The organism is Hymenobacter cellulosilyticus, from assembly GCF_022919215.1.
Classification (GTDB): domain Bacteria; phylum Bacteroidota; class Bacteroidia; order Cytophagales; family Hymenobacteraceae; genus Hymenobacter; species Hymenobacter cellulosilyticus.
The window spans coordinates 2,341,439-2,366,267 of sequence record NZ_CP095046.1 but is presented as its reverse complement, the minus strand read 5'-3'; the positions used below and the strand labels follow the sequence as shown (position 1 = coordinate 2,366,267).

At 56.5% G+C, this 24,829-nt stretch carries 26 protein-coding genes and 1 pseudogene; 3 read left to right on the top strand and 24 right to left on the bottom strand.

Features of this window, described 5'->3' with window-relative positions; translation table 11 throughout:
- Positions 1-151: 151 nt before the first annotated feature.
- The gene (locus tag MUN79_RS11480; RefSeq protein WP_244677779.1) at positions 152-1,066 is read right to left on the bottom strand and encodes a M20/M25/M40 family metallo-hydrolase; all 915 of its coding nucleotides are present in this window, start codon (positions 1,064-1,066) and stop codon (positions 152-154) included.
- Between the two features lie 110 nt (positions 1,067-1,176).
- Here MUN79_RS11480 and MUN79_RS11475 point away from each other — a divergent pair, with 110 nt between their 5' ends.
- The 3 genes from MUN79_RS11475 (at position 1,177) to MUN79_RS11465 (ending at position 3,804) form a co-directional block, all read left to right on the top strand.
- Complete coding sequence (locus MUN79_RS11475) at positions 1,177-2,424, top strand: tetratricopeptide repeat protein (RefSeq protein ID WP_244677778.1); 1,248 nt, start codon at positions 1,177-1,179, stop codon at positions 2,422-2,424.
- Positions 2,425-2,444: 20 nt separating this feature from the next.
- Positions 2,445-2,990 (top strand): hypothetical protein, encoded by a 546-nt coding sequence (locus MUN79_RS11470; protein WP_244677777.1) that lies wholly within the window; start codon positions 2,445-2,447, stop codon positions 2,988-2,990.
- 178 nt (positions 2,991-3,168) lie between these two features.
- Positions 3,169-3,804, top strand: a complete 636-nt coding sequence (locus tag MUN79_RS11465) for a hypothetical protein (protein WP_244677776.1) — start codon at positions 3,169-3,171, stop codon at positions 3,802-3,804.
- On the opposite strand, the gene MUN79_RS11460 is transcribed toward MUN79_RS11465, so the two are convergent.
- The 23 genes and pseudogenes from MUN79_RS11460 to MUN79_RS11355 form a co-directional block, all read right to left on the bottom strand.
- A complete protein-coding gene (locus MUN79_RS11460; RefSeq protein WP_244677775.1) occupies positions 3,726-4,790 on the bottom strand; it encodes a glycosyltransferase family 4 protein in 1,065 nt (354 codons plus the stop codon). The two genes, MUN79_RS11465 and MUN79_RS11460, sit on opposite strands and share 79 nt — an antisense overlap.
- Before the next feature lie 174 nt (positions 4,791-4,964).
- Positions 4,965-6,299, bottom strand: coding sequence for an ArnT family glycosyltransferase (locus MUN79_RS11455; protein ID WP_244677774.1), 1,335 nt, complete (start codon positions 6,297-6,299; stop codon positions 4,965-4,967).
- 45 nt (positions 6,300-6,344) lie between these two features.
- On the bottom strand, positions 6,345-7,481 hold the full coding sequence (rffA, locus tag MUN79_RS11450) for a dTDP-4-amino-4,6-dideoxygalactose transaminase (protein ID WP_244677773.1): 1,137 nt from the start codon (positions 7,479-7,481) through the stop codon (positions 6,345-6,347).
- 75 nt (positions 7,482-7,556) lie between these two features.
- The gene (locus MUN79_RS11445) at positions 7,557-8,183 is read right to left on the bottom strand and encodes a GNAT family N-acetyltransferase (RefSeq protein WP_244677772.1); all 627 of its coding nucleotides are present in this window, start codon (positions 8,181-8,183) and stop codon (positions 7,557-7,559) included.
- Positions 8,184-8,626: 443 nt separating this feature from the next.
- Entirely contained in the window at positions 8,627-9,850 is a 1,224-nt protein-coding gene (locus MUN79_RS11440; protein WP_244677771.1) for a glycosyltransferase family protein, read from the bottom strand.
- Between the two features lies 1 nt (position 9,851).
- On the bottom strand, positions 9,852-10,028 hold the full coding sequence (locus MUN79_RS11435; RefSeq protein WP_244677770.1) for a hypothetical protein: 177 nt from the start codon (positions 10,026-10,028) through the stop codon (positions 9,852-9,854).
- Entirely contained in the window at positions 9,998-10,753 is a 756-nt protein-coding gene (locus MUN79_RS11430; RefSeq protein WP_244677769.1) for a glycosyltransferase, read from the bottom strand. The genes MUN79_RS11435 and MUN79_RS11430 overlap by 31 nt, the downstream gene beginning before the upstream one ends.
- Positions 10,672-11,094, bottom strand: coding sequence for a glycosyltransferase family protein (locus MUN79_RS11425; RefSeq protein ID WP_244677768.1), 423 nt, complete (start codon positions 11,092-11,094; stop codon positions 10,672-10,674). The genes MUN79_RS11430 and MUN79_RS11425 overlap by 82 nt, the downstream gene beginning before the upstream one ends.
- Positions 11,095-11,122: 28 nt before the next feature.
- On the bottom strand, positions 11,123-11,752 hold the full coding sequence (locus MUN79_RS11420; RefSeq protein ID WP_244677767.1) for a glycosyltransferase family protein: 630 nt from the start codon (positions 11,750-11,752) through the stop codon (positions 11,123-11,125).
- The gene (locus MUN79_RS11415; RefSeq protein ID WP_244677766.1) at positions 11,707-12,129 is read right to left on the bottom strand and encodes a glycosyltransferase family 2 protein; all 423 of its coding nucleotides are present in this window, start codon (positions 12,127-12,129) and stop codon (positions 11,707-11,709) included. The genes MUN79_RS11420 and MUN79_RS11415 overlap by 46 nt, the downstream gene beginning before the upstream one ends.
- Positions 12,130-12,165: 36 nt before the next feature.
- Positions 12,166-12,807 (bottom strand): DUF1919 domain-containing protein, encoded by a 642-nt coding sequence (locus MUN79_RS11410; RefSeq protein WP_244677765.1) that lies wholly within the window; start codon positions 12,805-12,807, stop codon positions 12,166-12,168.
- Positions 12,808-12,829: 22 nt separating this feature from the next.
- A complete protein-coding gene (locus MUN79_RS11405) occupies positions 12,830-13,882 on the bottom strand; it encodes a glycosyltransferase (protein WP_244677764.1) in 1,053 nt (350 codons plus the stop codon).
- Between the two features lie 57 nt (positions 13,883-13,939).
- Complete coding sequence (locus tag MUN79_RS11400; RefSeq protein WP_244677763.1) at positions 13,940-14,878, bottom strand: glycosyltransferase; 939 nt, start codon at positions 14,876-14,878, stop codon at positions 13,940-13,942.
- Positions 14,878-15,411 (bottom strand): GNAT family N-acetyltransferase, encoded by a 534-nt coding sequence (locus MUN79_RS11395; protein ID WP_244677762.1) that lies wholly within the window; start codon positions 15,409-15,411, stop codon positions 14,878-14,880. The genes MUN79_RS11400 and MUN79_RS11395 overlap by 1 nt, the downstream gene beginning before the upstream one ends.
- Before the next feature lie 6 nt (positions 15,412-15,417).
- On the bottom strand, positions 15,418-16,245 hold the full coding sequence (locus tag MUN79_RS11390) for an aspartate aminotransferase family protein (protein ID WP_244677761.1): 828 nt from the start codon (positions 16,243-16,245) through the stop codon (positions 15,418-15,420).
- Between the two features lie 164 nt (positions 16,246-16,409).
- Positions 16,410-16,532, bottom strand: a complete 123-nt coding sequence (locus tag MUN79_RS31815) for a WbqC family protein (RefSeq protein ID WP_375378254.1) — start codon at positions 16,530-16,532, stop codon at positions 16,410-16,412.
- A 23-nt stretch (positions 16,533-16,555) separates the two neighbouring features.
- On the bottom strand, positions 16,556-17,155 hold the full coding sequence (locus tag MUN79_RS11385) for a WbqC family protein (protein WP_244677760.1): 600 nt from the start codon (positions 17,153-17,155) through the stop codon (positions 16,556-16,558).
- A 50-nt stretch (positions 17,156-17,205) separates the two neighbouring features.
- Positions 17,206-17,913: a WbqC family protein gene (locus tag MUN79_RS11380; RefSeq protein WP_244677759.1), complete on the bottom strand. Its 708-nt coding sequence runs from the start codon at positions 17,911-17,913 to the stop codon at positions 17,206-17,208.
- Positions 17,910-18,985, bottom strand: a pseudogene (locus MUN79_RS11375) (DegT/DnrJ/EryC1/StrS family aminotransferase). The gene MUN79_RS11380 and the pseudogene MUN79_RS11375 overlap by 4 nt, the downstream one beginning before the upstream one ends.
- A 41-nt stretch (positions 18,986-19,026) precedes the next feature.
- On the bottom strand, positions 19,027-20,676 hold the full coding sequence (locus MUN79_RS11370; protein ID WP_244677758.1) for an ABC transporter ATP-binding protein: 1,650 nt from the start codon (positions 20,674-20,676) through the stop codon (positions 19,027-19,029).
- Between the two features lie 487 nt (positions 20,677-21,163).
- Positions 21,164-22,114 (bottom strand): hypothetical protein, encoded by a 951-nt coding sequence (locus tag MUN79_RS11365; protein WP_244677757.1) that lies wholly within the window; start codon positions 22,112-22,114, stop codon positions 21,164-21,166.
- 152 nt (positions 22,115-22,266) lie between these two features.
- Complete coding sequence (locus MUN79_RS11360; protein ID WP_244677756.1) at positions 22,267-23,205, bottom strand: glycosyltransferase family 2 protein; 939 nt, start codon at positions 23,203-23,205, stop codon at positions 22,267-22,269.
- Positions 23,206-23,442: 237 nt separating this feature from the next.
- On the bottom strand, positions 23,443-24,807 hold the full coding sequence (locus MUN79_RS11355; protein WP_244677755.1) for a hypothetical protein: 1,365 nt from the start codon (positions 24,805-24,807) through the stop codon (positions 23,443-23,445).
- Between the last annotated feature and the right edge of the window lie 22 nt (positions 24,808-24,829).

Genomic DNA, 24,829 nt, shown 5'->3' with positions numbered 1-24,829 from the left:
TTATTGCCTAATAGTCAAGTTTTAAGCAGGAAACAATAGATTTGTATATACAATGAACCCTATCTGCTAGCGGAGGACCGGCGCTGGCACCACGCAAAAAGGCCCCCGGGAGCTTCCCGGAGGCCTTTGGCAAAAACGACAAAGAACAGTATCAGAGCTTTTCCATCAGCACCTGGTAGAGTGCTAACATACTGGCAATGTCCTGTTTATCAACGAGCTCGTCGGGGGAATGCACGTGGTCTTCGGGCGCGCCGATAAAGCACCAGTCCCAGGGCTGAGCTCCGTGCTGCAGTTCTTTGGCATCGGAGCCACCGCTGCCTTCCACTTCCAATTGGTACGGAATGCCCGATTCCTGAGCAATGCGCCGAATTCGGTCGACGTAAGCGCGCCGCGGAATCAGGGAGTCGCGCAGGGAGATGACCACGCCTTCGCCGGGGTGCACGCCTTCCGTAACCCAGGTAATGTCCGAAATCAGGGCTTGGCGCACGCCGTACTGCTCGTAGATGTACTTGGCCAGATAGGCCACCGAGCCACCGCCGTGCTCTTCCCAGCAGCTGAAGGCTATGATGCCATTTTCCAGGGTTTCGGCCAGCCGTAGCGCATTCCAGACGCCCAGACGGTTGTCGAGGTAGCACGACTGCACGGTAGTATCGGTTTCGCGAAAGTCGCAGTAGAATGTTAGCTCGGTGCCCCGCTCAATAAGCCGGGTGAACTCATAACCCAACTCCCCGGTTTTAGCATCGACGGTGAGCGTGCAGTCGATGGCGCCCTGTGCATCTTGTCCGACCAACCGGTAGCCCGTTTCCGCCTGTGGGCCACCAATACGTACCAATTGTTGACCGTACCGAACCGTGAAGCCAATACTATCAATGTGCGCGAAAACTGCCGTGCGGGGTTGGCCAAATACCAAAATAATGCAATCCTGAAATCCTTCCCCGGCCAGTACCTGCGGCTGCACCCGCCACGAGCTTTGCTGCTGGGCAATGTAGTTTAAAAGGAATTCAGTCATTGGGGCCTCATTGCCAGCCGGAGCAGCCAATTGGCACAAGGTTCGTAGAAGGTCCATAGCGGTACGTTTATTCGGCCAAATCTAGGATAAAAGTCATACTTTAGCTTTCCCGTGGCGAGGCTTTCCGGCAGTGTTAGCTGCCTGCCTGCCCGCCACCATACGCGCCCATGATCCAAAAACTTTGTTTTATCCTGTTGCTTTTCTGTCTGCCTCTGGTGGTACAGGCCCAGCAGCCCGATACGACCCGTACTTCGGCCCCTATTCGCAAGATAGAGCTCGAAAACGTGGATATAGCCCCGGGAGCTGTTGATACAAAAGGCTGGCTGCTACTGGATAAGGACATTCAGACCGAGCTGGAGGGAGCTGTTCAGAACCTTTATAACTTCAAGTACGACAAGGCTGAGAAGCAATTTCGCTCCCTGCGTCGGCGCTACCCCCAGCACCCGATGCCGTATTTTCTGCTGGGCCTGAGTGCGTGGTGGAAAATTGTACCGACTAACGTTCAGACCAAGCTCTACGACAAGACGTTTTTTGCCTACATGGACACGGCCGTAACCTACGGCGAGCGGCTCTATGAGGCTGATAACAAGAACTACGAGGCCTGCTTTTTCCTGTCGGCTGCCTACGGCTTCGATGCCCGCCTGCACGCCGAACGCAAAGACTGGCGCAAAGCCACCGTCAGCAGCAAGCGCGCCCTGGATTACCTGGAAAAAAGCAAGGAAGCTAACGGCCTGAGCCCGGAGTTTCTTTTCGGGCAGGCCCTGTTCAACTACTACGCCGTCTGGATTTCGGAAAATTACCCGCTGCTGCGGCCCGTGCTGCTATTCTTTCCTAAGGGCAACCGGGCTCTGGGCCTGCAGCAACTCAAGAACGTGGCCGACAACGGCTTTTACACGGGACTAGAGGCCAAGACCTTCCTGATGCGCATCCTCAACAATGAGGAAAATAACACGGCTGCCTCGATGCCCGTGGCGCGCTACCTGGCCAACAACTACCCCGACAACGCCTACTTCCAGCGCTTCTACGCTTTGCTTTGCTTTAACGAAGGCAACTTTCCGGAGTGCGAGCGGGTTAGCCGGGAAATCCTAGAAAAGCTCAATCAGGGCCTGCCGGGTTACGAAGGCATCAGTGGGCGCTATGCCACTTACTTTCTGGGCTGGCTGATGCAGAACAAGTATAAGGACCGGGTCAAGGCCAAGGACTATTACCAGCGCAGCATCGTCTTTGCGGAAAGCACCGGCGACGTGAGTGGAGGCTTTTATCTGTATGCCAACCAAAAGCTGGCCCAGATTGCCGACAAGGAAAAAGACTCCAAAACCGCCCTTCGCTACTACAAAGTCGTAGCCGATAAGGCGGACCATAAGTCGGCCGAGTACAAGGAAGCCAAGGCGTACCTGAAGAAGAACAAGAAATAGCGGACCTCGCTGCGTGCTGGATGAAACTACAAGACTTGCTGCTCACCCCTATTTACCTGGCCATCTTTTATGGCATTGCCTACGGGGTGCGGGGTAAAGTCACCAATGCGTTTACCCGGCGCTACTTCATTCCGGCGCTTACGGCCAAGTTTGTGGGGGCCATTGCCCTGGGCTTGGTGTACCAGTTTTACTACGGCGGTGGCGACACGTTCAACTACACCCGGCACGTAGACATTATCTACCGGGCCTTTGGGGAGTCGCCGGTAGCGGCTATTAAGCTCATCTTTTCCCACGGCGAATTCGACCCCGTCACGGCTCCTTATACCGGGACCATGTACTGGTACAAGTCGGCCACGGAGTTCTTCGTTATCCGGATAGCGGCTGTGGCTTCGCTGCTGAGCTTCAACACGTATTCGGTGATGGCGCTGATGTTTGCGGGTCTGAGCTTCAGCGGTATGTGGGCCATGTACCTCACTTTCATTCGTGCGTATCCCCTACTCTACAAGCGGTTTGCTACAGCCGTATTCTTCCTGCCTTCCGTGTACTTCTGGGGTCGGGTATCATGAAGGACTCCCTGTGTATCGGGGCATTGGGCTGGGTGTTCTACGGCTTTTACCACGCCGCAGTCCTCAAGCGCAACATCCTGTTTTCCGCCTTGGTGGGTGCACTGGGGGCGTATGTGCTGATAACGGTAAAGGTGTACATTCTCCTTTCTTTCATGCCCCGGCGCTGCTGTGGGTATTTATGGAGAATAACCGCCGTATCAAAAGCGCTGCCCTGCGTATGATTCTCAAGCCATTCTTCATCGTACTAGGCGGGGCCGCTGCCTACCTGGGCGCTACCAACCTTACTTCCGACGACGAGCGTTTTGCCGTTGATAAAATTGGGGAACGAACCAAAATCAACCAGGAGTACCTCTATAGCCTGACCAAGGACCAGGGCTCGGCCTATAATATCGGCGCCATTGATGGCAGCTTCAGCAGCCTGGTAACAGTAGCGCCGCAGGCTGTTATCGTGAGTTTGTTCCGACCTTTTCTGTTTGAAGCCCGCAACCCGGTGATGCTGCTCTCGGCCATGGAGGCCACCATGTTTATCTACCTGACGATAATGATGTTTTATCGAACAGGCTTCTTCAAGAGCTTCAAGCAGATAGCAAGCACTCCGATGGTGACGTTCTGCTTCCTGTTTGCCATCGTCTTTGCCATCGGTGTGGGCACCAACAGCGGCAACTTCGGGACCCTGGTGCGCTACAAGATTCCACTGATGCCCTTCTACCTGTCGGCCCTCTACATCATGCAATTTCAGGCAAACAACGCCAAGAAATTGTCGCGGTTTGCCAGCACCGAGAAGCGGGCTTCAATGGTAGCCCGGGCGGCCTGACCAAAACGGGTGCGCAGCTCATGGTCGCGCAGAAGCTTTTCCAGTCCGTGGTACCACTGCTCGGGCGTGGCGCAGATGTAGCCGTCGACGCCCTCGGTTACCACTTCGCTGTTCATGCCTACCGGCGACACCAGCGCGGGCACGCCCAAGGCCATATATTGCAGCGCCTTGAAAGCGCACTTGCCCTTGGCCCAGGGGTCGTCTTCCAAAGGCATCAAGCCCACATTAAATGTTAGCAAGTCTGCAATTTCCGTGTCCTTGCGCCAGGGCCGGAACCCCAAGGAACGCAACGGCAGCTGGGGCTCCTGGTTGGAAATGACACGAAACTCGAACTGGTAGCGCTGCTCCAGCTCGGCCAGCACGGGCACTACCTGCTCCAGGTATTTCATGGTGGAGTGCGTACCCGTCCAGCCGATGACGAGCTGGTCGGTCTGCTGGTTTTTCACCTCGTTGTGCAGGTTTACCGTGTCGATGGTGGTAGGGTTGACAATGGCGTTGGGGTTAAACTGCCGGGCATAGTCACGCAGGTAGCTGTTGCCGCAGCTCACTTTGTAGGCCCAGCGGCAGATGCTGCCCACTTTATGGTGCCACTTCACACCAGCCACAATGCTGTTGGCGGCGGAGGTATTGGGAATCCAGATGGCGTCGTCGAAGTCGTAGATGATGCGCTTGCCCAGAAGCTTGGCAATAATCCACTCGAAGATGGGCGGCCCAATGGGCGAAGCTTCGCGGTGAATAAAGACAAAATCGGCCTTGGGCACCGAGAACAACAGCAAAAAGCGGCGTAAAAAGCCTCCCAGAATGCCTAGCGCCTTGGTCAGGGTGTGGCCGGGCTTGTAAAGAATGGCCCAGGTTTCTTCCGAAATGAATGATTCCAGCTGGTAGGTATGACCCGCTTCGGTGAGAAAATGCAGGTATTGCTCGAACCGAAACCGCTGCGAAGGAGCCTTACCGGGAGGATAAGGAACAAGAAATAAAATGTGCATACGCCGACACTAACGCAGGATACGACCACTGCGTTTTACCGGGCAAAGGTACTAGATGCAATTCTAACGCTGCTGCTTATGCGGCTACGACCGCGGGTGCGGGCCGGCTAAGCCAGTCGAACAGCCGGACCAGGGGCACGCCGGCACAGCACAGCAGGGCGCTATCCGCCTGAATCAGGTAGCGGATTTCCAGGTGCCGGACGCCAAAGCACAGGAACAAATACATAAAGCCAAAGAAAAACACGATGGGCCAGATGCCCCGGTGCCGGCGCAACAGCCACGCCCCCACAAGCCCAGCAGCAGCAGCGCACTCCGATACCCGAACAGGATAAAGCTAAGCTTGCCCGCCCCGCCCTGTTGAAGCTGACTTTTAAAAAAGGCCCGCTTCAGATTAATAAGGGGCACCCGAAACCAGTAAAGCCAAGGGTGGCGCTGCTTATACGAGTCGTGTAGGGCCGTAAAGCCTGCGGCAAGCTCGGCGTTGCAGTTGGTCGGCCGAGGGTACATCTGCGCGTAGCGCCAAGAGTGAAACCCCGTGCCGCACTGCCGCACCCGCTGAATCAGAGCCTGAATCTGCCGGGCTTCGGCCGGACTGCCCACCACTCCGGCCGGAAACGCCGGCAAGGGCTTCAGGCCGGCAATGCCATCCAGATACGGGTCAGCTTCCGTAGTCCAGCCATAAATCCACTGCCGGGCCGTCGACACGTCTTCGGCGTACCGGTCGTAGCCGGCAGTGCGGGTTTTTACGAGTACCAACTTGTGCTGCCCCAGGTAATTGCGAATAGGCCAGCCGACGTAGACGACCAAAAACCCCACCGCTACCAGCACGCTCAGCCGGATAAAGTGCCAATTCAGGCCTTTGCTCTGGTACACCCAGAAAAAAGCGCCCAGCAGCAGGATTCCCAGGTATTCGCGCACCATGAAGGCCAGGCCAATCAGCAGCCCCGCCCCCACCGCCGTGGCCTTTGTAACCGGCCGAGTGGCCAGCCACCAGAAGGCCAGGATGGTCATAAACGTCCCCAGCGCCTCGGAGCCGGATATGGTCAGCCACACGATGATAAACGGATACCCAGCATATAGCAAAGCCGAAACCCAGGCTGCCCGAAGGTCGTGCGTGAGGGCCCGGGTTGTGGCGTAAACCAAGTAAATAGCGCCCGTGTCCAGCAATATCTGAGTAAAGGCTACCGCCGGATACACGTAGGTGCGCCCCACTAGCAGCCGGTGGGCGCCCCAGAAAAACGGGTAGCCCGGCAACCGGCCGAAGGCGGCCTCAGGGTTTCTCAGATTAAAGCTGTAAATCCCCTGCTCCAGCAGGTTGTAGAAACTTTGGGTAAACGAATAAGTGTCGTTGTTGATATAGGGGCTCTTGCCGTGGTAGTATACGTCGGCCCCTACCCACAGAAACAGCAGCCGCACCACCAGACCGCCCAGCAACAGCACCGGCACCACGGACGCGGCATAACGGAAAGTGGACGGAACATCCCCCTGGGGTTGAGCAGAGTTAATCACTGGACGGCAGGAACGAAAATAGATAGAGAGCCGGGCACGCCGGGCTTACTGTTGATAAAACTCCAGGAGAAGTTGATTGATAAAATCCTGGTTGGCGTCCGTCAGTTCGTAATAAAAGGGCAGCCGGACCAAACAGTCGCTGTAATGGTCGGAATGCGGCAAAACCCGGCCATCGTGCTTAGGGGCGTAGAACGGACTGGTGTGCAGGGAAAGATAGTGAAAGACCGGATGCACGTTTTCAGCCTTCAGTCGCTCGATCAGGGCCGTGCGCTCGGCCAGACTGCGGCACACCAGGTGAAACATGTGGGCATTATTGGTAGCATAGTCGGGAATTAGGGGCAACCCTACGCCTATTTCCTGCAGGGGGCGCAGCGCTTCGTAATACCGCTGCCAGATGTGCCGGCGCTGCCGCTGGATATCCTCTATGTTCTCCAGCTGGGCCCAGAGAAAGGCCGCAATGATGTCGGAGGGCAGAAAGGAGGAGCCGTAATCAACCCAGCTGTATTTATCGACCTCGCCACGAAAGAAGGACGACCGGTTGGTGCCTTTCTCCCGGAGCACTTCGGCCCGCTCAGCAAACTGCAGATCATTGATGGCCAGCATGCCGCCCTCCCCCGAAATGATATTCTTTGTCTCGTGGAAAGAGAAAGCCGCCAAATGCCCAATGGAGCCTAGTTTGCGGCCTTTGTAGTAGCTGTCGATGGCTTGGGCGGCATCTTCTATTACAAAAAGATTGTAGCGGCGCGCAAGGTCCATAATCGGGTCCATGTCGCAGGCAATGCCGGCGTAGTGTACCGGCACAATGGCCTTTGTGCGGGGGGTAATCAGGGCTTCCAGCTGGGCCGGATCCAGGTTGGGGCTCAGGGCGTAGCTGTCGGCGAATACGATGGTAGCACCGCGCAGTACAAAGGCATTGGGCGTTGAAACAAACGTATATGCGGGCATGATTACCTCATCCCCGGGCTGAATGTCAATCAGGAGAGCGGCCATCTCCAGCGCGTCCGTGCAGGAAGTAGTCAGCAATACTTTTTTAAAGCCCAACTCCTGCTCAAAAAACTGGTGGCAGCGCATCGTAAACATTCCATCACCAGATATTTTGCCCGAGCGCACAGCCTCATCTATATAGCGAGTTTCGTTGCCAGACAGGTAAGGCTTGTTAAAAGGAATATAAGTTGGAGTCATAGAGAACCGAAGGATTTCATCACGCAAATTGCAGCAAAATAAGTTGAGCTTACTATATAAATCACTATTATATATTTATTTCATCCATATGTGATAAACGTGCTGAATACGCTCGGCGTGGAAACCGCACTGTTCATAGAATCGGCAGGCATTTAGGTTGTCCTGCTGGGTTACAACCTGCAGCGTGGGGAAACCCCACTGAGCCGTACGCTGCCGGGCCGCCGCCACTAGTTTAGTACCTACCTTCTGTCCGCGGGCCATCTCATCCACCGCCAGCAAGCCGATATTGATAAGGTCGTGGTGTACTTCCAAGGTAAGCAGCCCCATTTCGGGGGCCGTAGGTGCCGGCCGGTACACCAGCACTTCCCGGGCCCGGTCTCCAGTTACCGAGTTCTCAATCCAGCGCGTGTAAAGCTCCTCGTAGACGCCAGCTGCAAAGCCCGGGTCGGTCAGGAAGCGTGAGCAGCAGCCGCTCTGCAGCGCCAGGGACCGCAGCTGGGGGGTAACTACGGTAATAGGCTCTATGCCTTCGGCCAACTGTTGCGGCGCAGAGTCGGTGGGTATGCAGTACGTAATCTTGCGGTCGGCGAGCCGGGCTCCCAACGCCCGCGCCGTAACAGCCGCCTCGGTATCGGCCGGATCTACGAACCAGTAGAGCAGTCGAACGTGCTGCCGCCGGGCTTCTTCAAGCAGTGGCAGCACGTGGCCCAGGACCGAGGAAAATGTATGTAGTTGAGCCACGGGGAAACCCAGAAAACCGGTGTCCCAAGGCAGAATTTTCAGGACGCTGTTCATTGCTACGGCAGTATTCATACGTACACCTCCTTTTCTGCCTTCAATAGCTCGTTTACCCGCAGATGGGCCCGTGTCAAACACCACCGATAGTAATTAGCTATCCGGGCAGGTGTTCGTAAGGTAAAGCAGATACAGTGAAAAAGCTGGAAAGGCATTTTCCTAAGCCAATATCTTGCCGTCCCACCGAATCAGGAGGCAGAAATTCTCTAAGCTGCTAGTGCTTGTCGCCAAAGCGAAGCTAGCAAAAGTGCGCTGCATGCTTCCTGGGCCAGGCGCGGCAGCACCTACAGCACTTACAGCACGTGCTGCCCGGCAAGGAGTCGGGAGTAAGCGTGTAGTCTTATTGCAGGCTACAATTGAGCAAATATCTGCTCAGCTGTAGGCAAGTACTGACTCATGCCGCGGTACGCAATTCCGGCGGCCCGGCACTTGGCCCGCAAACCGTTCTTTTCAGCGGCAAGCAGGCGCGCTATCTGCGGATAAACCCGGTTGGCTTCGGCTGGGCTAAACTCCTGCACTACCACCCCTACCCCATTCTTTTCGGCTACCGAGTCGTCTTCCGAGACGCCGGCACAAACCAGATAGGGCAAGCCGCAGCAGAGGTATTCGCCAACCTTAATCGGTGAGCGGAACCGCTGGGAAGGCAAGGACGGAACGGCTACAATGCCAAAGTCGGCAGCGGAAATGTAATCCTGCACCTGCTCATAGGGGCTACGCGTGACGGTGTAGCTAGCAGCGGGCAAGCTAGCCGCCTGCATGAGCCCAGCAATGTGCTCAGCCGGGTCGGGCGACACAATCAGAAAGAACAGTTGGGGGTCGTGCTGGTGCAGGGTGTAGAACAGCTCGGCAATTTCCTTGTCGTAGTAGATGCCGCCGAACTTACCCAGGTAGAGAATAACCTGCTGGCTGGCGGGAATTCCGTATTTGGCGCGCACCCGCTCCCGGCCTTCGGGGCGGTAGTAAATCTTGGTTTCGTCGACGCAGCTGGGCAGCTTGTACACTTTGGCCTTGCTGCCCCACTGCTCCAGTCGGTTCATCATATGTACCGTGCCGGTCGAAAGAATGTCGGCGTGCATCCCGCTCAGGCGTTCCAGATAGTGCAGGCCGCGGTAGGCCGGGCTGCTGGCGGGCCAGATGTTGCAGTCGAGCATAAACTCACTGTGGGGCTCGTACTGGTAGCCGTAGTATTTCAGCCCGTACAGCTTGGCAATCAGGAAGGCAAAGCTGCCGCTAACCGTACCCAACGACACGACCGAGCGGGCCCCGAACTTGAGCTTGAGCCGGAGCACCAGGAAAATGCCGGCCAGCAAATCGTAGGCCTTCTTCAAAAGTTTGAAGCTGCCCGAGTGCCAAGTCAGCGGGTGCCACTGCATGTTGAAGCGGGCAAACTCCTGGCGGCGCTGCTCCTGCTGGGCGGGCGTCAGGGCATATTCCACCTGCTCGTAGGTAATCAGGTGGAGGCGTAAATCGGGCTGCTGCCGGCCTACGTGCTCGAGCAGCAGCAGCAAGTTACCTTTGAATAGCGGGTCGTCGCTGCTGTTGTAAACGAAGATGATGACGTGACGCTCGGGCATGTTAGGCTTGTTGGAGTAAAGATTCCCACCGCTGCATGATGGGTTCGGGCCCGAAGTTCTGCACCCGGGTCAGGGCCTGGGTGCGGTAGTGCTGGGCCCGGGCGGGGTCGGCCAGCAGCGCGGTCAGGGTGGTAGCCCACACGGGCGCTACCGTGTCCAGGGTGCCTTCGGCCAGCAAAGGCAGCAGCACGCCAAACTCGGCCCATTCGGGCGTCGCGGCGTATTGGGTAGCCAGCGTTTGGGGGCCAGTATTTCCCGGGGGCCCGTGGGGCAATCAGTGGAAACGACGGGCACGCCGCAGGCCATGGCCTCGCACAGGGCCATTGGGAAGCCTTCGGTGGCCGAGCATAGCAGCGACACGCTGGCGCGGGCAATGTACTGGAAGGGGTTGGCCTGAAAGCCGAAGAAGTACACGTCAAAGTCCTCCGTCAGGGGCTGCTCGTCCCACACCTGCCAGCTGCGCAAACCCAGTTCCTGGCAGCGCTGAATAACATCGGCCCGCAACGGCCCGTCGCCGAGCAAGGCCAGCTTGGGCGCCGTCTGGTCCTGGGCGCGCAGGGCGTGCAGCACGTCAATCAGGGCTTTCTGGTTTTTCTCGCGGGCCAGGCGGCCGGCCGTAATCAGAACCGGGTGGTTGGCAAACAGGGCCTCGGTAGCTGCTGGCAAGGACTCCTGGCTCCGGCGGCGGATGCCTTCCACGTCGAAGAAATTGTTGATGGTCACCACCTTCTCGGGCGGCAGGGCGAAAGTGTCAATCAGCTCCTGGCGCAGGTCGCGGCTTACGGGTACGATGTAGTTGGCCGAGCGATACAAGAACGGCATCAGCACGCGGCGGCGCAGCCAGCCCAAGGCCCCGCGGATGTTGGGGTCGTGGCGCTTGGAATTGTGAATGCAGAGCAGCACCTGCTCGGGCCTTTGCTGAGCAGGTTCAGGTAGTCGGCGCCTTCCAGGTGGCTGATGCAGACGTCAATCTTATGCTCCCGCTTCAGGGCCTTTACCCGCTGCACCCGCTTGATAAAGGTGCCCAGCTTGCCCACAATACCGCTACCGGCCGGCACATCAAGCGCCACCAGCTGGTTCTGAGTGGGAAAGGCTACCTCCGTGCCACTGTCGAACACGCACTCGATTACCCGATGCTGCCGGGCCAGTTCCTGCCCATGGTCGTGGAAAACCCGCTCGGCTCCGCCGTAGGTGAGCTGCGGGATGAGCAGCAGGATATTTTTGCGCGGAACAGATGCACTCATGCGGAAAAAGAACAAACCTAGCGGCGCTTCAGGTGGCGCAGCACGAAATTTTTGACCGCAAATTTAGCAAATAAGCGGGGGCCAGCTTGTAGTGCTTGGCCAGGGGCTGGCGGAAATACTCGCGCCAGGAGTTGTAGCTCCGGTCGGGGTTGAGGTAGCAGGTCAGAAACCACCGCTCGGCTACGGCCCGGAGCATGGCGGCCGAGTCGGCAAACCGGCTCTGCTCGTTGCTGGTGTAGATTTTCCAGAGCCAGTCGTGCACCTCGGCCAGAGTGATGTCGCCCAGCTGAAAAGGATGATGGGAAATGGTATTGTGCAGGTGCAGCTCCCGCTCCGAGTACGGCACGCCAAAGGTGCCCAGCAGCCGCTCCCGAATCTGGTTGGCCACGCGCAGGCGCTCCTCATACACGGCGGGCCGCACGCTGTGGGCCAGTACGCGGTACTGCACCAGAACTTCGGGCAGGTTGGCAATGGTGAGCTGGGCCAGGTAGCGTCCGAAAAAGTCGTAGTCCTCGGTCTGACGCAGGGCATTGGTATAGTGCATGCCTTTTTCGCGCCATAAGCTGGTGCGCAGCATCACCGAGGGGTTGCCGATGGTCATGTTGAAGACCATCATGGCCCGGGTATCGTCGGGGTGGGCAGGGTACTCAAACAGCATCTGCCCGGCCCGAAGCATTGCACCCAGCTGCCCACGATGTCGACTTCGGGGTGGGCATCCAGGAAAGCCACCTGCTTGGCCAGCCGCTCGGGGTGACACAGGTCGTCGCCGTCCATCTTGGCTACCAGCTCGCCCCGCACCAGGGTCATACCGTAATTGTCGGTACCGGCTCGGCCCAGGTTTACCTCGTTGGTATACAGATGGATGCGCGGGTCGTTGAGCTCAGCAATCCGCTCGGCCGTCTGGTCCGTCGACCGGTCGTTGACCACCACGATTTCAAAGTCCTGGTAGGTCTGATTGAGCAGACTGCGCAGGGTTTCCTGAATGTAGGCTTCAACATTATATACCGGCACCAGGACCGAAACGCGGGGCGACATAAGCTCGATAAGTCAGGTAAAAGACGGGGTGCGGCGCTAGGCCGACTTGGGCTGAATCCAGTTCAGCAGATCAAAGTGCGGCAAGGAGCGGCGGAACAGCTCCATGCCGTTGGTCGTGTACTCGGGCACGACCACGCACTGGGGCACGCCGGCTACGGGCTTTTCCAGCAGCAGGAGCTTCTGGTAGGGCAGCGTGGTAAATTCGCGCACCAGCTCGGGCGTGGCGAAGTCCTTGCTGCCGTCGAACTTCACCCGCAGGTTGTCCCAGTTGATGCGGGCCACGCGGCGGGGCCACTTCTCGGCGGCTTCCTGCTGGGAGTGGTAGTGCAGAAACTGAAGCTCCACTTTGTCGCCGAGCGTGGCCACGGGAAACGGGTGCTTGTGGGTTTTCTGCAGCTCATTGATGATGTCGTAGCGCGACTTTTCTTGGAATACCAACGGCTGGCTCAGGTAGTGCTTCGGGTTGCGCAGCAGCTCAATGTAGTCGGGTGCCATCAGCATCAGGCCAATGAAGGGCGTGTTGAAAGGCAACTCAAAGTGCTTATAAACCTCGGCGCCCCAGCAGTCATTGGAAATGAGGGTAAAGTCGCGGTTCTGCAACTGCTGCTGCTCCCGGCGGCGGCGGCGCTGGTAAAGCTCCTCGTTGATTTTATTGCGGACGCGGCCAAGTATCGACATAAGGCAAAAAACAGCGGAGTGGTTACTTAGATTCGGTCAGGCGCTGCTGCAGGGCCCGGACCTCGCGGAAAAGCCGCTGGGCCTCGGCCCGGCTGCCGAGCGAAACCCGAAAGTTGTGCAACACCCGCAATGCCTCAAAATTAGCCATTTCTCCCTCGGCCGGCGGCCGGCGCCATACTGTAGCCACTGCCCCAGCCCGGCGAACCAGCTCCCTGGCCAGCCACACGAGGCGTTTGGCATATAGTCGGTTGAAGGCGGCTTCGGTCAGGTTTGGGTGCCGGGACACGAAGTAATACACGATGCTGATGAGCAGAGCCGACGGCGCCCCGGGGCCAATGCGTAGCAAGTACTCCCAGGTCAGGCGGTTGCGGTACATGAAGTGTTGAAACCGGAGCCTTTCGTCGTACCAAAGCTTATAGCCGGCCAGGCGCAGGGCCTCGCCCAGTTCAATATCTTCGCCGCCAGCTAGTACTTTGCCGCGCTGCACCTGGGTCAGGAAGTGAAACCCGTGCTGCTGCAGCTTCTGCCAGCCCGAGCGGCGTACCACGGAGCCCGCCCCGTACACAAAGCCTTCCTTGTCGGGATACGGGCCGCTCACGCCCCCGTTCTGCGGCCCGATGGCGTACACGGCTTCTACGTCCTTAAACCAGGCGGGCGGTGGCACCTCGTAGCCGCCCGTGGCCCGGGCCCCCAGCAACCCGATTTCCGGGTGGGCCTGCATTACCTCGAAGGCAATCTGGGTGTAGTCGGGCGCTAGCAGGTTGTCGTCGTCCACAATGGCTACGGCTTCGTAGCGGGCTTCGTGCAGGCCGCGCACCAGGGCGTTTTCCTTGCCGGGCTTGGGCTCGTCGAGTACGCGGTAGGTTACAGCGGTAGGCAACAACTCCCTGCCCAGCCGCTCGGCCACGGCCAGCGTATCGTCCTGGGAGGCATTGCTGATAAGCAGCACTTCCCACGGCACTTCCGGTGCCACCTGCTGGGCCGCTACGTAGCGCAGCACTTCCGCCAGCCGGCCTGCGCCGTTGTGGGTGCAGATCAGCAGCGTAACGCCGGGTTGGACGGCCGCAGGAGCCATAAAATTGGATTGGGCAGAAGGCACAAGAATTTGACGATTTGCAGCCCGGAGCTTAGGCTAGGCAGGATGTAGGGTAGATTTCGGCAAGCGCCCGGTGAGCAGCTTCAGCGTAAACGCCGGCAGCTCCTTGTTTTTGGTTTGCATCGATACCGAGGCAAAGTCCCGGTAGAGCTGCCAGAAATCCTTGTAGCGCTTTTGCTGCCAGAGTAAGGCGCACAATTGGGTATAATACCAGTTGAGCACCGGCATCAGGTTGGCGTAGTACTCCGGGCCGAAGTAGTTCAGCATTACCAGCCCGGTGTTTAGGTTGTTGCGAAACTGCTTTTCCTGGTTTTGCGACGACCATACGCCACCCCCGTGTCGGCGGTAGTGCGCCGTAATGCCAGGCAGGTAATTGAGCGTGCCGTGCTCGGCAATCAGCGAGAACAGGGCATAGTCTCCATTCGTCACCTTGCGGAAGGGCAGCGGCATGGTCGGCACCACGTTCCGGTAAAGTACCGTGAGGGTTGGCGGGCAGTATTCCTGCAAAAGCTCCCGCAGGTTGTAGTTGCGGTGGGCCCGGGCCGGTACGTAGTGCTCCTGAATTATCTGGCCCTGCTCATCCACGAGCGAGCAGTCGGTAAAAACCAACGCCGCCTCGGGATGGGCATTCAGATAGTCGACCTGGCGCTGCAGCTTGCGCGGGTCGGTCCAGTAGTCGTCACCTTCCAGAACCGCCACGTACCGGCCGCGGCAGGCTTCCATCACCTGCACCTGGTTGTTCATGGCTCCGATGTTTTTCTCGGGCAACAACGGGCGAATGATATCCGGATACCGGCGCTGATAGTCGAGCACAATGGCCCGGGTGTTATCCGGCGAGCAATCCTCGCCGATAACAATTTCCAGGCTGAAGTCGCGCTCCTGCATCAGGATGCTGTCCAGGGCCTGGGGCAGGTAGGGTGCGTGATTATAGGTAATCATCATCACGCTAACCATCGGCTGCGGCTGCGTTTCCATTAGGCTTGCAACTGTTGAAACTCTTCCCGTAACATGGCCATTTCCAATACGTCGTGGTAACGTCCACCTTTGAAGATAGCCTGGCGCTGGCAACCCTCTTCCTTGAAGCCCAGGCGCTGGTACATCCGGCGGGCCCGCTCGTTTTCCTGCAGCAGGGTCAGATAGATACGGTTCAGGTTCAGGTCGTTGAAGCCGTGCTGCAGGATTTGCTCCGTAGCCACCCGGCCGTGCCCAGCCGACCAATAGTCCTTGTCGCCAATGAAGATGGAGAATTCGGCCGTGCGGTTGATGGGGTGAATGCTGGTAAGCTGCACATTGCCGATGTGCCGCTGGTCGGGGCCGACCACAATGGCCAGGCGTACGGCTTTGTCGCGGTTGGCAAGGTAGCCGTCGAACCAGCGCTCATCAATTCCGGCTCCGATAAAGAAGAAGTTGGCGCCCAGGTAGCCAATCAGTTCCGGGTCGTTACGCCACTGGTTGATGCGGGGCAAATCGGTGCGCTCAATTTCGCGCAGGTACAGGTCGGAGGCCATGAGAAATTAAACTAGTTGAGCACGTACGGCGGCTATTACCTTATCCAGTTCCTCACGGCCGTAGCGGTGGTCAACGGGCAAGGGCAGCAGCGCCTGCGTAAAGTTACGCTCCCAGTCGAAGCCGGAGCCCTGCCGCGTCAGTACGTCGGGCCAGAGGGTAGGAATAAACAAATTCTGCTCGAACAACGCCCGGCGGTTGAGCGTGGAGCCCGAGGCAGCCAGCAGCGGATAGCAGAAAGGCACGGTATCGGCCGGCAACTCAGGCAGCTCCAGCGGAAATGCCACCGTGTTCAGCTCCTTGAGTTGGGCATGATAATACGCGAAGTTGGTGCGCCGCCGCGCTATTACCGCCTCGTAGTCGACCTGGGAAAGCAAGGAAGCCGAAAACTCCGAGATGCGGAAAGGCTCACTGCCCAGCGTCTGCTCATAGGCCACAAATCCGTCGTAGGATTGGGCCTGAGCGCCGCGGAGCCGGTCAATGAGGTAGCCAGCGTGGTACTCCGTGAAAACGGGATACTCCTCTGCCGTGCCCAGCTCCGCGGCCGGACCGTAGAGGAAGCCGCCGTCGGGCACCCCAAAGGCTTTACGGGCGGAGTTGAAGCCCCAGCCGTGGGCGTAGCCGTGCGCAAAAAAGTCCTGGGTATTATCGACCAGCAGCTGCTGCCGATACTGGCCGTCGAGCTGCTGCACATACTCATTCTTTAAACCGAAATAGTTGACGTATACGACGTACTCGCCGGCGGGCAAGGATTCGGGCACCCCGCGCAGCTCCAGCTGCTCATCCAGGGCGTAGAACTCGTACGGCACCCCGGCTTGCTCAAAGGGCTGGAGCAAGGCATTGCAGGTATAGAAAGGCAGCCATACCCGCTGCATCTGTGTGCGCCTGATGATGTGGCTGACGCAGGCCCGGGCATTCTGAAATGCCAGGGCACCGGCATGGTAGCCCGGGCCCGGCTTTCCAAATAACTCTAACTCCAGAAATCCCCCGATATACTTTTTCACTTTCCTAGCTCAATGGCATCGAGCATGGTGCGCACCTGCTCGGGGGTATTGAACATGAGAACGTCCACGATGGACAGGCCGGCTTCGAACGTGGGCCGCCGCTGGCTGTAGGGCTCCAGTCGAATGTCGAGGAATTGCAGATCTATTCCCCCTGCTCATACTTCTCCGCGTTGAAGAACTCCCGACCACCCGGCGGGTTGATGTAGGTAGTGGCTCCCATAGCCTGGGACGTGCGCAAGGCCCACTCGTCGGGTGCCGTTACGGGGCCCAACTCCAGGTTCATATCCGAAAACACGGCGTGGTTGAACGGAATTTCGAGGTACTCGCAGACCTGCGCCAGGTAAAACGTGTTGAGGCGGCTGATGCTCAGCTCAGGGTTAGCGAAGCACCGCTCCAGCAGGGCCTTTACTTCGGCGTAGTACGGGGAGCGTTTCTTATAGTGCTCCAGCTGACGCAGAATCTGGGTTTTCCAGGCGTCGCCTTCCGTTACCAGCACGTCCTTGATCAACGCTTCCCGGTCGGTGCCCTGAATGGGGGCCGTGATATACTGCCAGCTCTCATTCGGCTTCAACACCCGGTTCCGGTTAATCCAGCCCTTGCGGATATACTGCACCGGGTCGAAGGAAACAAAGAAATCAGTGTGCTTGATAAGGGCAAAGTACCCCAGGTACGGAAAGAAATAGGGCTGCATAATAGCCACTTTTTCCGCTTTGATGGGCGTTGTAAGGGACGAAACTTCCATGAATAAGGAGTAAAAAGAAAAATAGCCAGTTCCGCAGGTAGAGGCTGCAGTTAAACCAGCGTATAGGCTTGCAGCAATTCATGCACGGCAGCTGGCTCATTGAACATCAGCGCGTCCAGCACGGATAAGGAAGGTACAAAGTCTCCTTTCAGCTGTTTGTAGGGTACGTTCTCCATCTGCAGGAAGTTGAGCTTGACACCGGCGTCGTCAAACGCTGATTCCGTGTACAAGCTGCGCCCGTTGATGGGGTTGATGTACTGCGTGGCTTTTTCCTGCCGGCATATGTCCAGCACCCGGGTCGGGCCGCTCAGGTGAGCATTCTGGTACACGGCCGAGGTGGGCACTATTTCACTGGGCAGCCCCAGATACCGGTGCACCTGCCGAATGCTTTCCAGGGACACGTCCGCAATAGACTTGCCGGCTGCCTGGTCGAAAACCTGGCTTACCATGTCGAGCACCGGTGCCAGATGCGGAGCTTTGCTGTAGTTCTGCTGCAGCGTCCGCAAAAACTTGGTTGCCCAGGCCGGAAACAGCCGGGTATGCACCGTCGTTTCGCGGATGGTACGGTTGGCACTGCTGCCTTCCAGCGGCAGCGTAAACAACAGTGGCTTGCCGCCTACCAGAATATTATTGCGGTTAATCCAGCCCTGCAGCATAAACTGCACGTCATCATACATCACGAACCGGTCTACCGCCCCCAGTAACTGAAAATAGCCCAGGTACGGGAACAGGTAGGGCTGCATAATGGCTAGCCTCATGCGTAATTCTCCCGAATAAGCCGGCTGATACGGCGCACATCGTCTTGCTCCAGTTGCTGGTAAAACGGCAGACACAGCACGCGCAGCGAAATATCCTCGGATACGGGGCAGTCGGCGCCGGTGTGGTAGGGCAGCTTGTTGAGCGAGGGGAAGAAGTAGCGGCGGGTGTTGATGCCGTTTGCAGCTAGGGCGTCTTTCACCCGTTGCATCTGGGCTTCACTATCGAAGATGACAGGAAAGTAGGAGTAGTTGTACTCCGTATCGGCCGGGGTAATGGGGTAGCGCAGGGGCAAGGAGCTCAGCTCGGCGTGGTAAAGCTCAGCTACCTGGCGCCGGGCCTCAATAAACTCCGGAACCCGGGCAGATTGCACAAGCCCATAGCGGCGTGGAATTCAGAGTTCTTGCCGTTGACGCCCAGGGAGTAATACTCGTCGCCGATATGACCGAATGATTTGTAGAGCCACACTTTTTGGGCCAGCTCCTCGTCCATGGTGATAATGGCGCCGCCTTCGCTGGTGTGAAACAGCTTGGTGGCGTGGAAGCTGCAGGTGGTAATATCGCCGTAAGCCAGCAAAGACCGGCCGTGCACCGTTACGCCAAAGGCATGGGCACCATCGTAGATTACTTTCAAGTTGTGGCGCTTGGCAATTTCCTCAATAGCCAGCACGTCACAGGGGTACCCGTAGACGTGGGTAGCTAGAATAGCCGAGGTACGGGGCGTAATGGCCGCCTCAATCTTGGTGGCATCAATGCAAAAGGTTTGCTCTTCGATATCCACAAACACCGGCTCGCAGCCTTCCCAGAGAATGGCTGTGGTCGTAGCCACGTAAGAAAACGGCGTGGTAATGATTTCGCCAGTCAGCTGCAGGGCTTTGATGGCCACTTGTAAGGCAATCGTGCCATTCGACATGAACTGCACCCGGGCGCCGCTCAGGGCAGTGCTCAGGTCTGCTTCCAGCTGCTGCACCAGCGGACCATTGTTCGTCAACCAGCCCCGCTCCCAGATACCGTTCAGGTAGCCAACATATTCTTCCAGAGGAGGCAGGTACGACTTTGTAACGTTGATACTCATGTAAATCAGATTTGAAAACGGGCTATGAAGCAGCCGGGCACTTATACGATGGTGTGGGCGAGGTCGGCGTACTGGTGTTCAGCCACGATACGACCTTGATTCAACTCGTAGATACGGTCACACTCTCGTAGCGTGGTGATGCGGTGCGCAATGATGAGAATGGTCATATCCGTCTGGGAAAGCTTGTTGATAGCCTCGTTCACTTCCCGTTCGGTTTCGTTGTCGAGGGCGCTGGTAGCCTCGTCCAGCATCAGGATTTCGGTACGCTTGTACATAGCGCGGGCAATGCCGATTCGCTGGCGCTGCCCGCCCGAGAGCTTGGAACCTCGCTCACCGATAAGCGTATCGGCGCCTAACGGCAAGCCCTGAATAAAGTTTTGCAAAGAGGCCTGCTCAATGGCGTACTGCAAGCGTGCCTCATCTACTACAGGGTCGCCCAGGGTGATATTGTCCTTAATGGAGGCTTGCATCAGGAACGTATCCTGCTTGACGTAGCCAATGATGCTGTGCCAGGCTTGCAGGTGCTGGGCCGTAAGCGGCTGCCCATCGACCAATATTTTTCCGTGCTGCTCGGTATAGAAGCGTAGCAGCACGTTCATCAGCGTCGTTTTGCCCGAGCCCGAGCTGCCGATAAACCCGATCTTCTCCCCTTTTCGAATCTTGAGCGTGACTTCCTGCAGCACCAGCCGGTCTTCCTTGGGGAAGGCAAATGAGAGATGATCCAGCTCTAACGACTTATTGAACGTGAGCGGCAACTGCTGTTCGGGCACTTGCTCATTATACTCACTGGTCCGGAAATTCTCGAGATTCTCAATGGCATATTGGCTCTGCTTGATTTGCACCATCGACATCAGAATCCGGTTTACGGAGGGCATCAACCGGTATGCCGCCGCTGCAAACAGGCCTACCAGGGCAATAAGGTTGGCCGAGTTGTTGGCAAAAAACAGGGAATACAGAAAGATGGTAACAACGCCCAGGATGGCGACCATCTCAATGATGCGCAGCGGAATCAGCGAATACAAGTAAGCCTCCGCGTCAAGCTTCCGGATTTCGCGCTGGCTTTCCAGCAACTGGTCCCGGAAACGGCGCTGCTTGTTGGCCAGCCGCAGCTCGACAAAGCCAGTAAACAAATCGTTGATCGTGGCAAACGATATAGGATTCAAGTCATTGATCCGGTTGCCAATATACTGGGAGCGGGTGCGCAGCACGCGGTACGTCAGCCAGGTAGTAGGCGCCAGCACCACTACCAGTATGGCCAGCAGCAACGGCTGGTATACCATAATACCAATTACGATAACCAGGATGATGGCCAGTTCCGAAAAGAAGATGAACAATGGCCGCATCACCATGTTCACATACGTGCTCGGTACCTGAATTGAACTATTTACCAAGCTAGCCGAGCCGTAGTCGTTGAAATGCCAGAAAGGAAAATTCAGATATTTTTCCAGCTGAGTTTCAATAATGTGCAATCCGACCTCGGCGGTAAACTTGGTCTGGATATAGTTTATCCAAACGGAAAAAGCATTCTTTAGCAGAAAGAATACGAAAATACCGACAATCAGAAACAGCAGAAACCCCCGCTCCGATTCAAAGTTTAGCGTGTGGAAAAGCCAGTTGAAGTATTTGTTCTTTTGAATACCATTAGGCTCACCGGCGACTACCATAATAGGGACCAGCGAGGCCAGGCCCATAACGTCGAGAAGAGAGGATACCAGCAATAAGAAAAACATCCAAACTGCTTTCCGCTTTTGCGAGGCATTCAGGTAATATCGAATGCTGGAAAGACTATATTGAATTATTCCGGTTTTCATCTAGGAGGGTTCTCGTCGCCAATTGCTCATCAGATCCGCAAGTCCAGAAAGACCTACCAACCGGATAGAAGCCGCAAAGGTACTGATTTCCGCTTAGTGTGAGGAAGAGCATTGCCCAACTCAACCTGCGGTTGTAGCCTTCTCCAACGACACTGTGAAGTAGAAAAGGGATTCTGCTGCAAAAGCCATACCGAGCAACAGAACGGTAGATTAATCGGCAAGAAAAAAGGCAAATACCGTCTATCTACCTCTTAAACAAAAGCTTAAGGCTGAGGCCCAGGCAAAAGCAGTTGCCAATGAACAGCTAAAAGCCTAAGCAGATGATAAGCCCTCCTGCAGGCAAAAACAGGCCCCAGGCAGGGCTCTCCTACTTTTGATTACGCAGCGTCTCGACAATATGCTTGGCAACGGCAGGCTCAGCGCATATATTCTCCCACCAGTCCAAGGTTTTCTGCTGTAGCTCCGACATTTTTTGGGGATTAGCCAGCAGGTCTTTCACCACACCGTCAAGCTTGCTCCAATCGTCCAAAATAATCATGGGCGAGCCATCATAATAGTAGGCCTTTGGGAGCGGCTCAGATATAACGATGCAGCCTGCGCGCATAGATTCAAAATGCCGCAATGTCTCGACGCTCAAAATACCGGTGGGGCACAGAGAGATTTTGCAGTTATACAGCAGGTCTGTGTATTTAGCCGGGGTCATGCCCGAACGAAACCCGCCCTTATTAAATTGGATATGGGAATTAGGATAAAAGGAGTCGTAATTGTGGGGAATGTATTTTTTAAACCGATGAAAGATTCGCACCCAATACCACTCCGGGAGAGCTCTGAAAAAGGTGAAATTCTTAAATAAGCCTAAGCGGGTATTATGCAGGGCTCCGGAAAAGAATACGTTAATCTTCCGGGTATTTATTTCTGTTACCGGCTGATGCTTGGTCGAAGTGGCATAGCCCAGCGGCAGTTTGTATAAGTTCGGATAAGCAGGCTCCTTGGCTAGGAAAGCTTTGAACACCGCAAAAACCTTCTTCGACATGAGTTCGTCGGGCATGGGGCCGTTAGGATCCTCATCCGACAGATAGAAAATGACAATTTTTTTGGAATCACCATGTTCTTCAATGAAGTCGTACTTATCGTCTTTATCTAAATACAAATGCGAATAAATTATAAAAATATAATCATCGGCTTCTTTACCTAAAATTTCATGTATGCCAATCAACAGGTTTGAAAAGTAGTCATTCTCGTAATTTGCGTCACTATCCCAACCCTCTTGCGAGAAATTGAAGAAGACATTCGTGAAATTTCTACCCTTGATTATCATCCTGCGTTTTGTTTTGATTTTTGACGTTTCAATTCGAGCATTCGTGCCCGTACTACGGCTTGGCTTTAACGACCAGACGAAAACTCCCTGTAGAAGACATCTACAAGGAGTCGACTTTGTACGAAAAGTGTTACCCGGCGCTGCTGTTTAGATTACTGGCTGCCTCCCGATATTTTCTTGACTACATATAAGGGCCGCTGACGGGACGCATCCAACCCGCGCCACACGTACTCGCCGATAATGCCCAGAGCCACCATCTGAAAGGCCGAAACGAAGAGCACCACGACCATCAGCGTGGTCCAGCCCGCCGCGTTGATGTTGCCCAGGGCCTTCATAACCAGAATGTAGAGCCCATACAGCAGGGCCACTCCTCCCAGGATCATACCCAAGATGGAAATCATGCGAATCGGGAAGAAGGAAAAGGACAGAATCGAGTCGATGAACAGCTTGATCTTCTTCTGCAGGGTCCAGCGCGACTTGCCGATTTCGCGCTTGCGGCGCACATAAGGAATGTTGACGTAGGGAAAGCCCAGCCACACCATCAGGTAAAAGATGTTGCTGTTGCGCTCCTGCAGCCGTACCACCTCGTCGCACACCTGCCGGTCGAAGAACACGAAGTCGAAGCCACCATCCGGAATGTTGGACAGGGCAACTTTCTTCATCGTCTTATGAAACAGGTTGGCAAACCACTTCTGCAACCCGGTTTCTTCCCGGTCCTGTCGGTTACCGATGACCAGCTTGACGCCTTTCTGCCAGAACTCATACATCTGCACCATCAGTTCGGGCGGGTCCTGCATATCGGCCGTAATGATGGCCATACAGTCGCCGGTGGCATGGGCCATGCCGGCTACAATGGCGTTGTAGGAGCCCACATTGCTGACCAGCTCCACCACCTGCACCCGGTCGGGGTACTGGTCGCGGAAGCGGTGCAGCTCGCGCACGGTGTTGTCGCCGGAGCCATCATCAACCATCACGTATTCGAAGGTTACTCCGGCCGGAAAGCCCGCTTCGTTGGCAATAAGCGCCTGGGCCGTTACCGGAATGTTGCCTTCGTTGAAGTAACAGGGAATAATAACTGAGAGCTTGGGCATAGATGCGGCGGAACACGGAGCAACAGACTGCTCACGGGGCAAAGGTAGGGCACCATTTGATTAAAGCTGTCGACGAAGCCTATTCAAGGGCCCGCGGGCAGCCAAAATCAGGCTTACGGATGGTACGGGTTGGGTTTAATAACTACGCTGTCGACCCCGTAATAAATAGCATACTGGGTTGCATCGTCGTTATTGAAATCGTAGGTGTAGAGCACGCTCGGAGCCCGATAAGCATCCTCATTGCTGTACAGGGCCGCATTTCGGTGACGGGCACGCGGCGGGCAGCCTCATCTTTGAGCCGCTGCTCACGCTGCCGCACCCGGGCATAGTGCTCGGGGCCTTGGCGGCTACATCGAGGTAGGCCATATGAGTGTTGCTGCTGCTGGAAAAAAAGCACAGGGCGCAGAAAGCCAGGGCCGTCAGGCGCCAACCCGTGGGGCCACTCAGAGCACGCAGCACTTCAGAGTGGGCGCTGTAGCGGGCAAAAATTGTAGCCAGCAGCCACACCCAGCCGAACATGAAGTAGAAGTATACGCACTGCCAGCTGTGGGGCCACACCGTCTGATACACCAGAATGGAGGGAAAAATCATGGCCCCTACCCCGGCCAGCAGCCACAAGCCCAGCAACAGGGGGTGAAGCCGGCTCAGGTTAAACACCACCGCTTCCCGCACCCGCGTCAGCAGTCCGGCCAGCAGTGTACCGCCTAGCAGCAACAACAGGCTGTTGGCCCAGGAAAAGCTTTGCGTCAAGGCGAAGTAGATGCTTTTGACAATGACGACAATGGCTTGGGGACTCTTCAGAATCTGGCCCAGATTTCGACCTTCCATGGCGGCTCGGACCTGGTTGCCGGGTGCCGTTACGGCGAAGAAAGCGCCAACCATAGCTAAGGCAAACAAGGCCAGAAACCATGCTTTTGCCGGGCTCTTAAATAACCAGGCCAAGGCGACGGCGCTGCCCAGCACCCAGCAGGTTGCCATCATGGAGACATCGTAAGCACCGATGGCCACGATGCTGAAACCAGCCGCTATAATCAGGCTGAGGAGTTGAGCCCCCATACGGCCCTGGTAGCGGTGCAAGCCCACCATTCCGGTAAAGGCAAACAGGCTGGCAATGACGCCGGCCGTGTAAGAAGTATAGCCACCAAACCAGTAGAAGGCGGCACCGGCCATTTCGAAGCCGTTTAGGTACAGCACCGTCAGCAGCAGGGCGCAGGCCAGCACCACCGACGTGCGCGCGCCACGAAGCAGCACCCGAAAAAAGCAGAACGCGGCCAGCGCCAGCAGCAGAATAACAGCAATGGGCTGCACCCGGGATAGCAGGGCGGTTTGCTGGTACGACAATGGGTCCAGGTAGGCTTTTAAGGCAAGCTCCGTGTAGCGGCCAGTCCAGGTAGCATACAGCTCCTTGATAAACTCCATCCGCCCCAGCCGCATAATGCGGTTGGAATTGGCGTAGTCGTCGTGGATGCTGGGGTAGTTGTAGTAAGCCAGCAGCAGAAACGGCAACACCGCCGCGGCCAGGGCTAAAAGCCAACCAACCCGCACCCGCGACTCGACCGTAACCGGTGGTGGGGAGCTGACTACATGGTCAGAAACTTGCATAGAAAAGAGAAAAAGCCTGAAA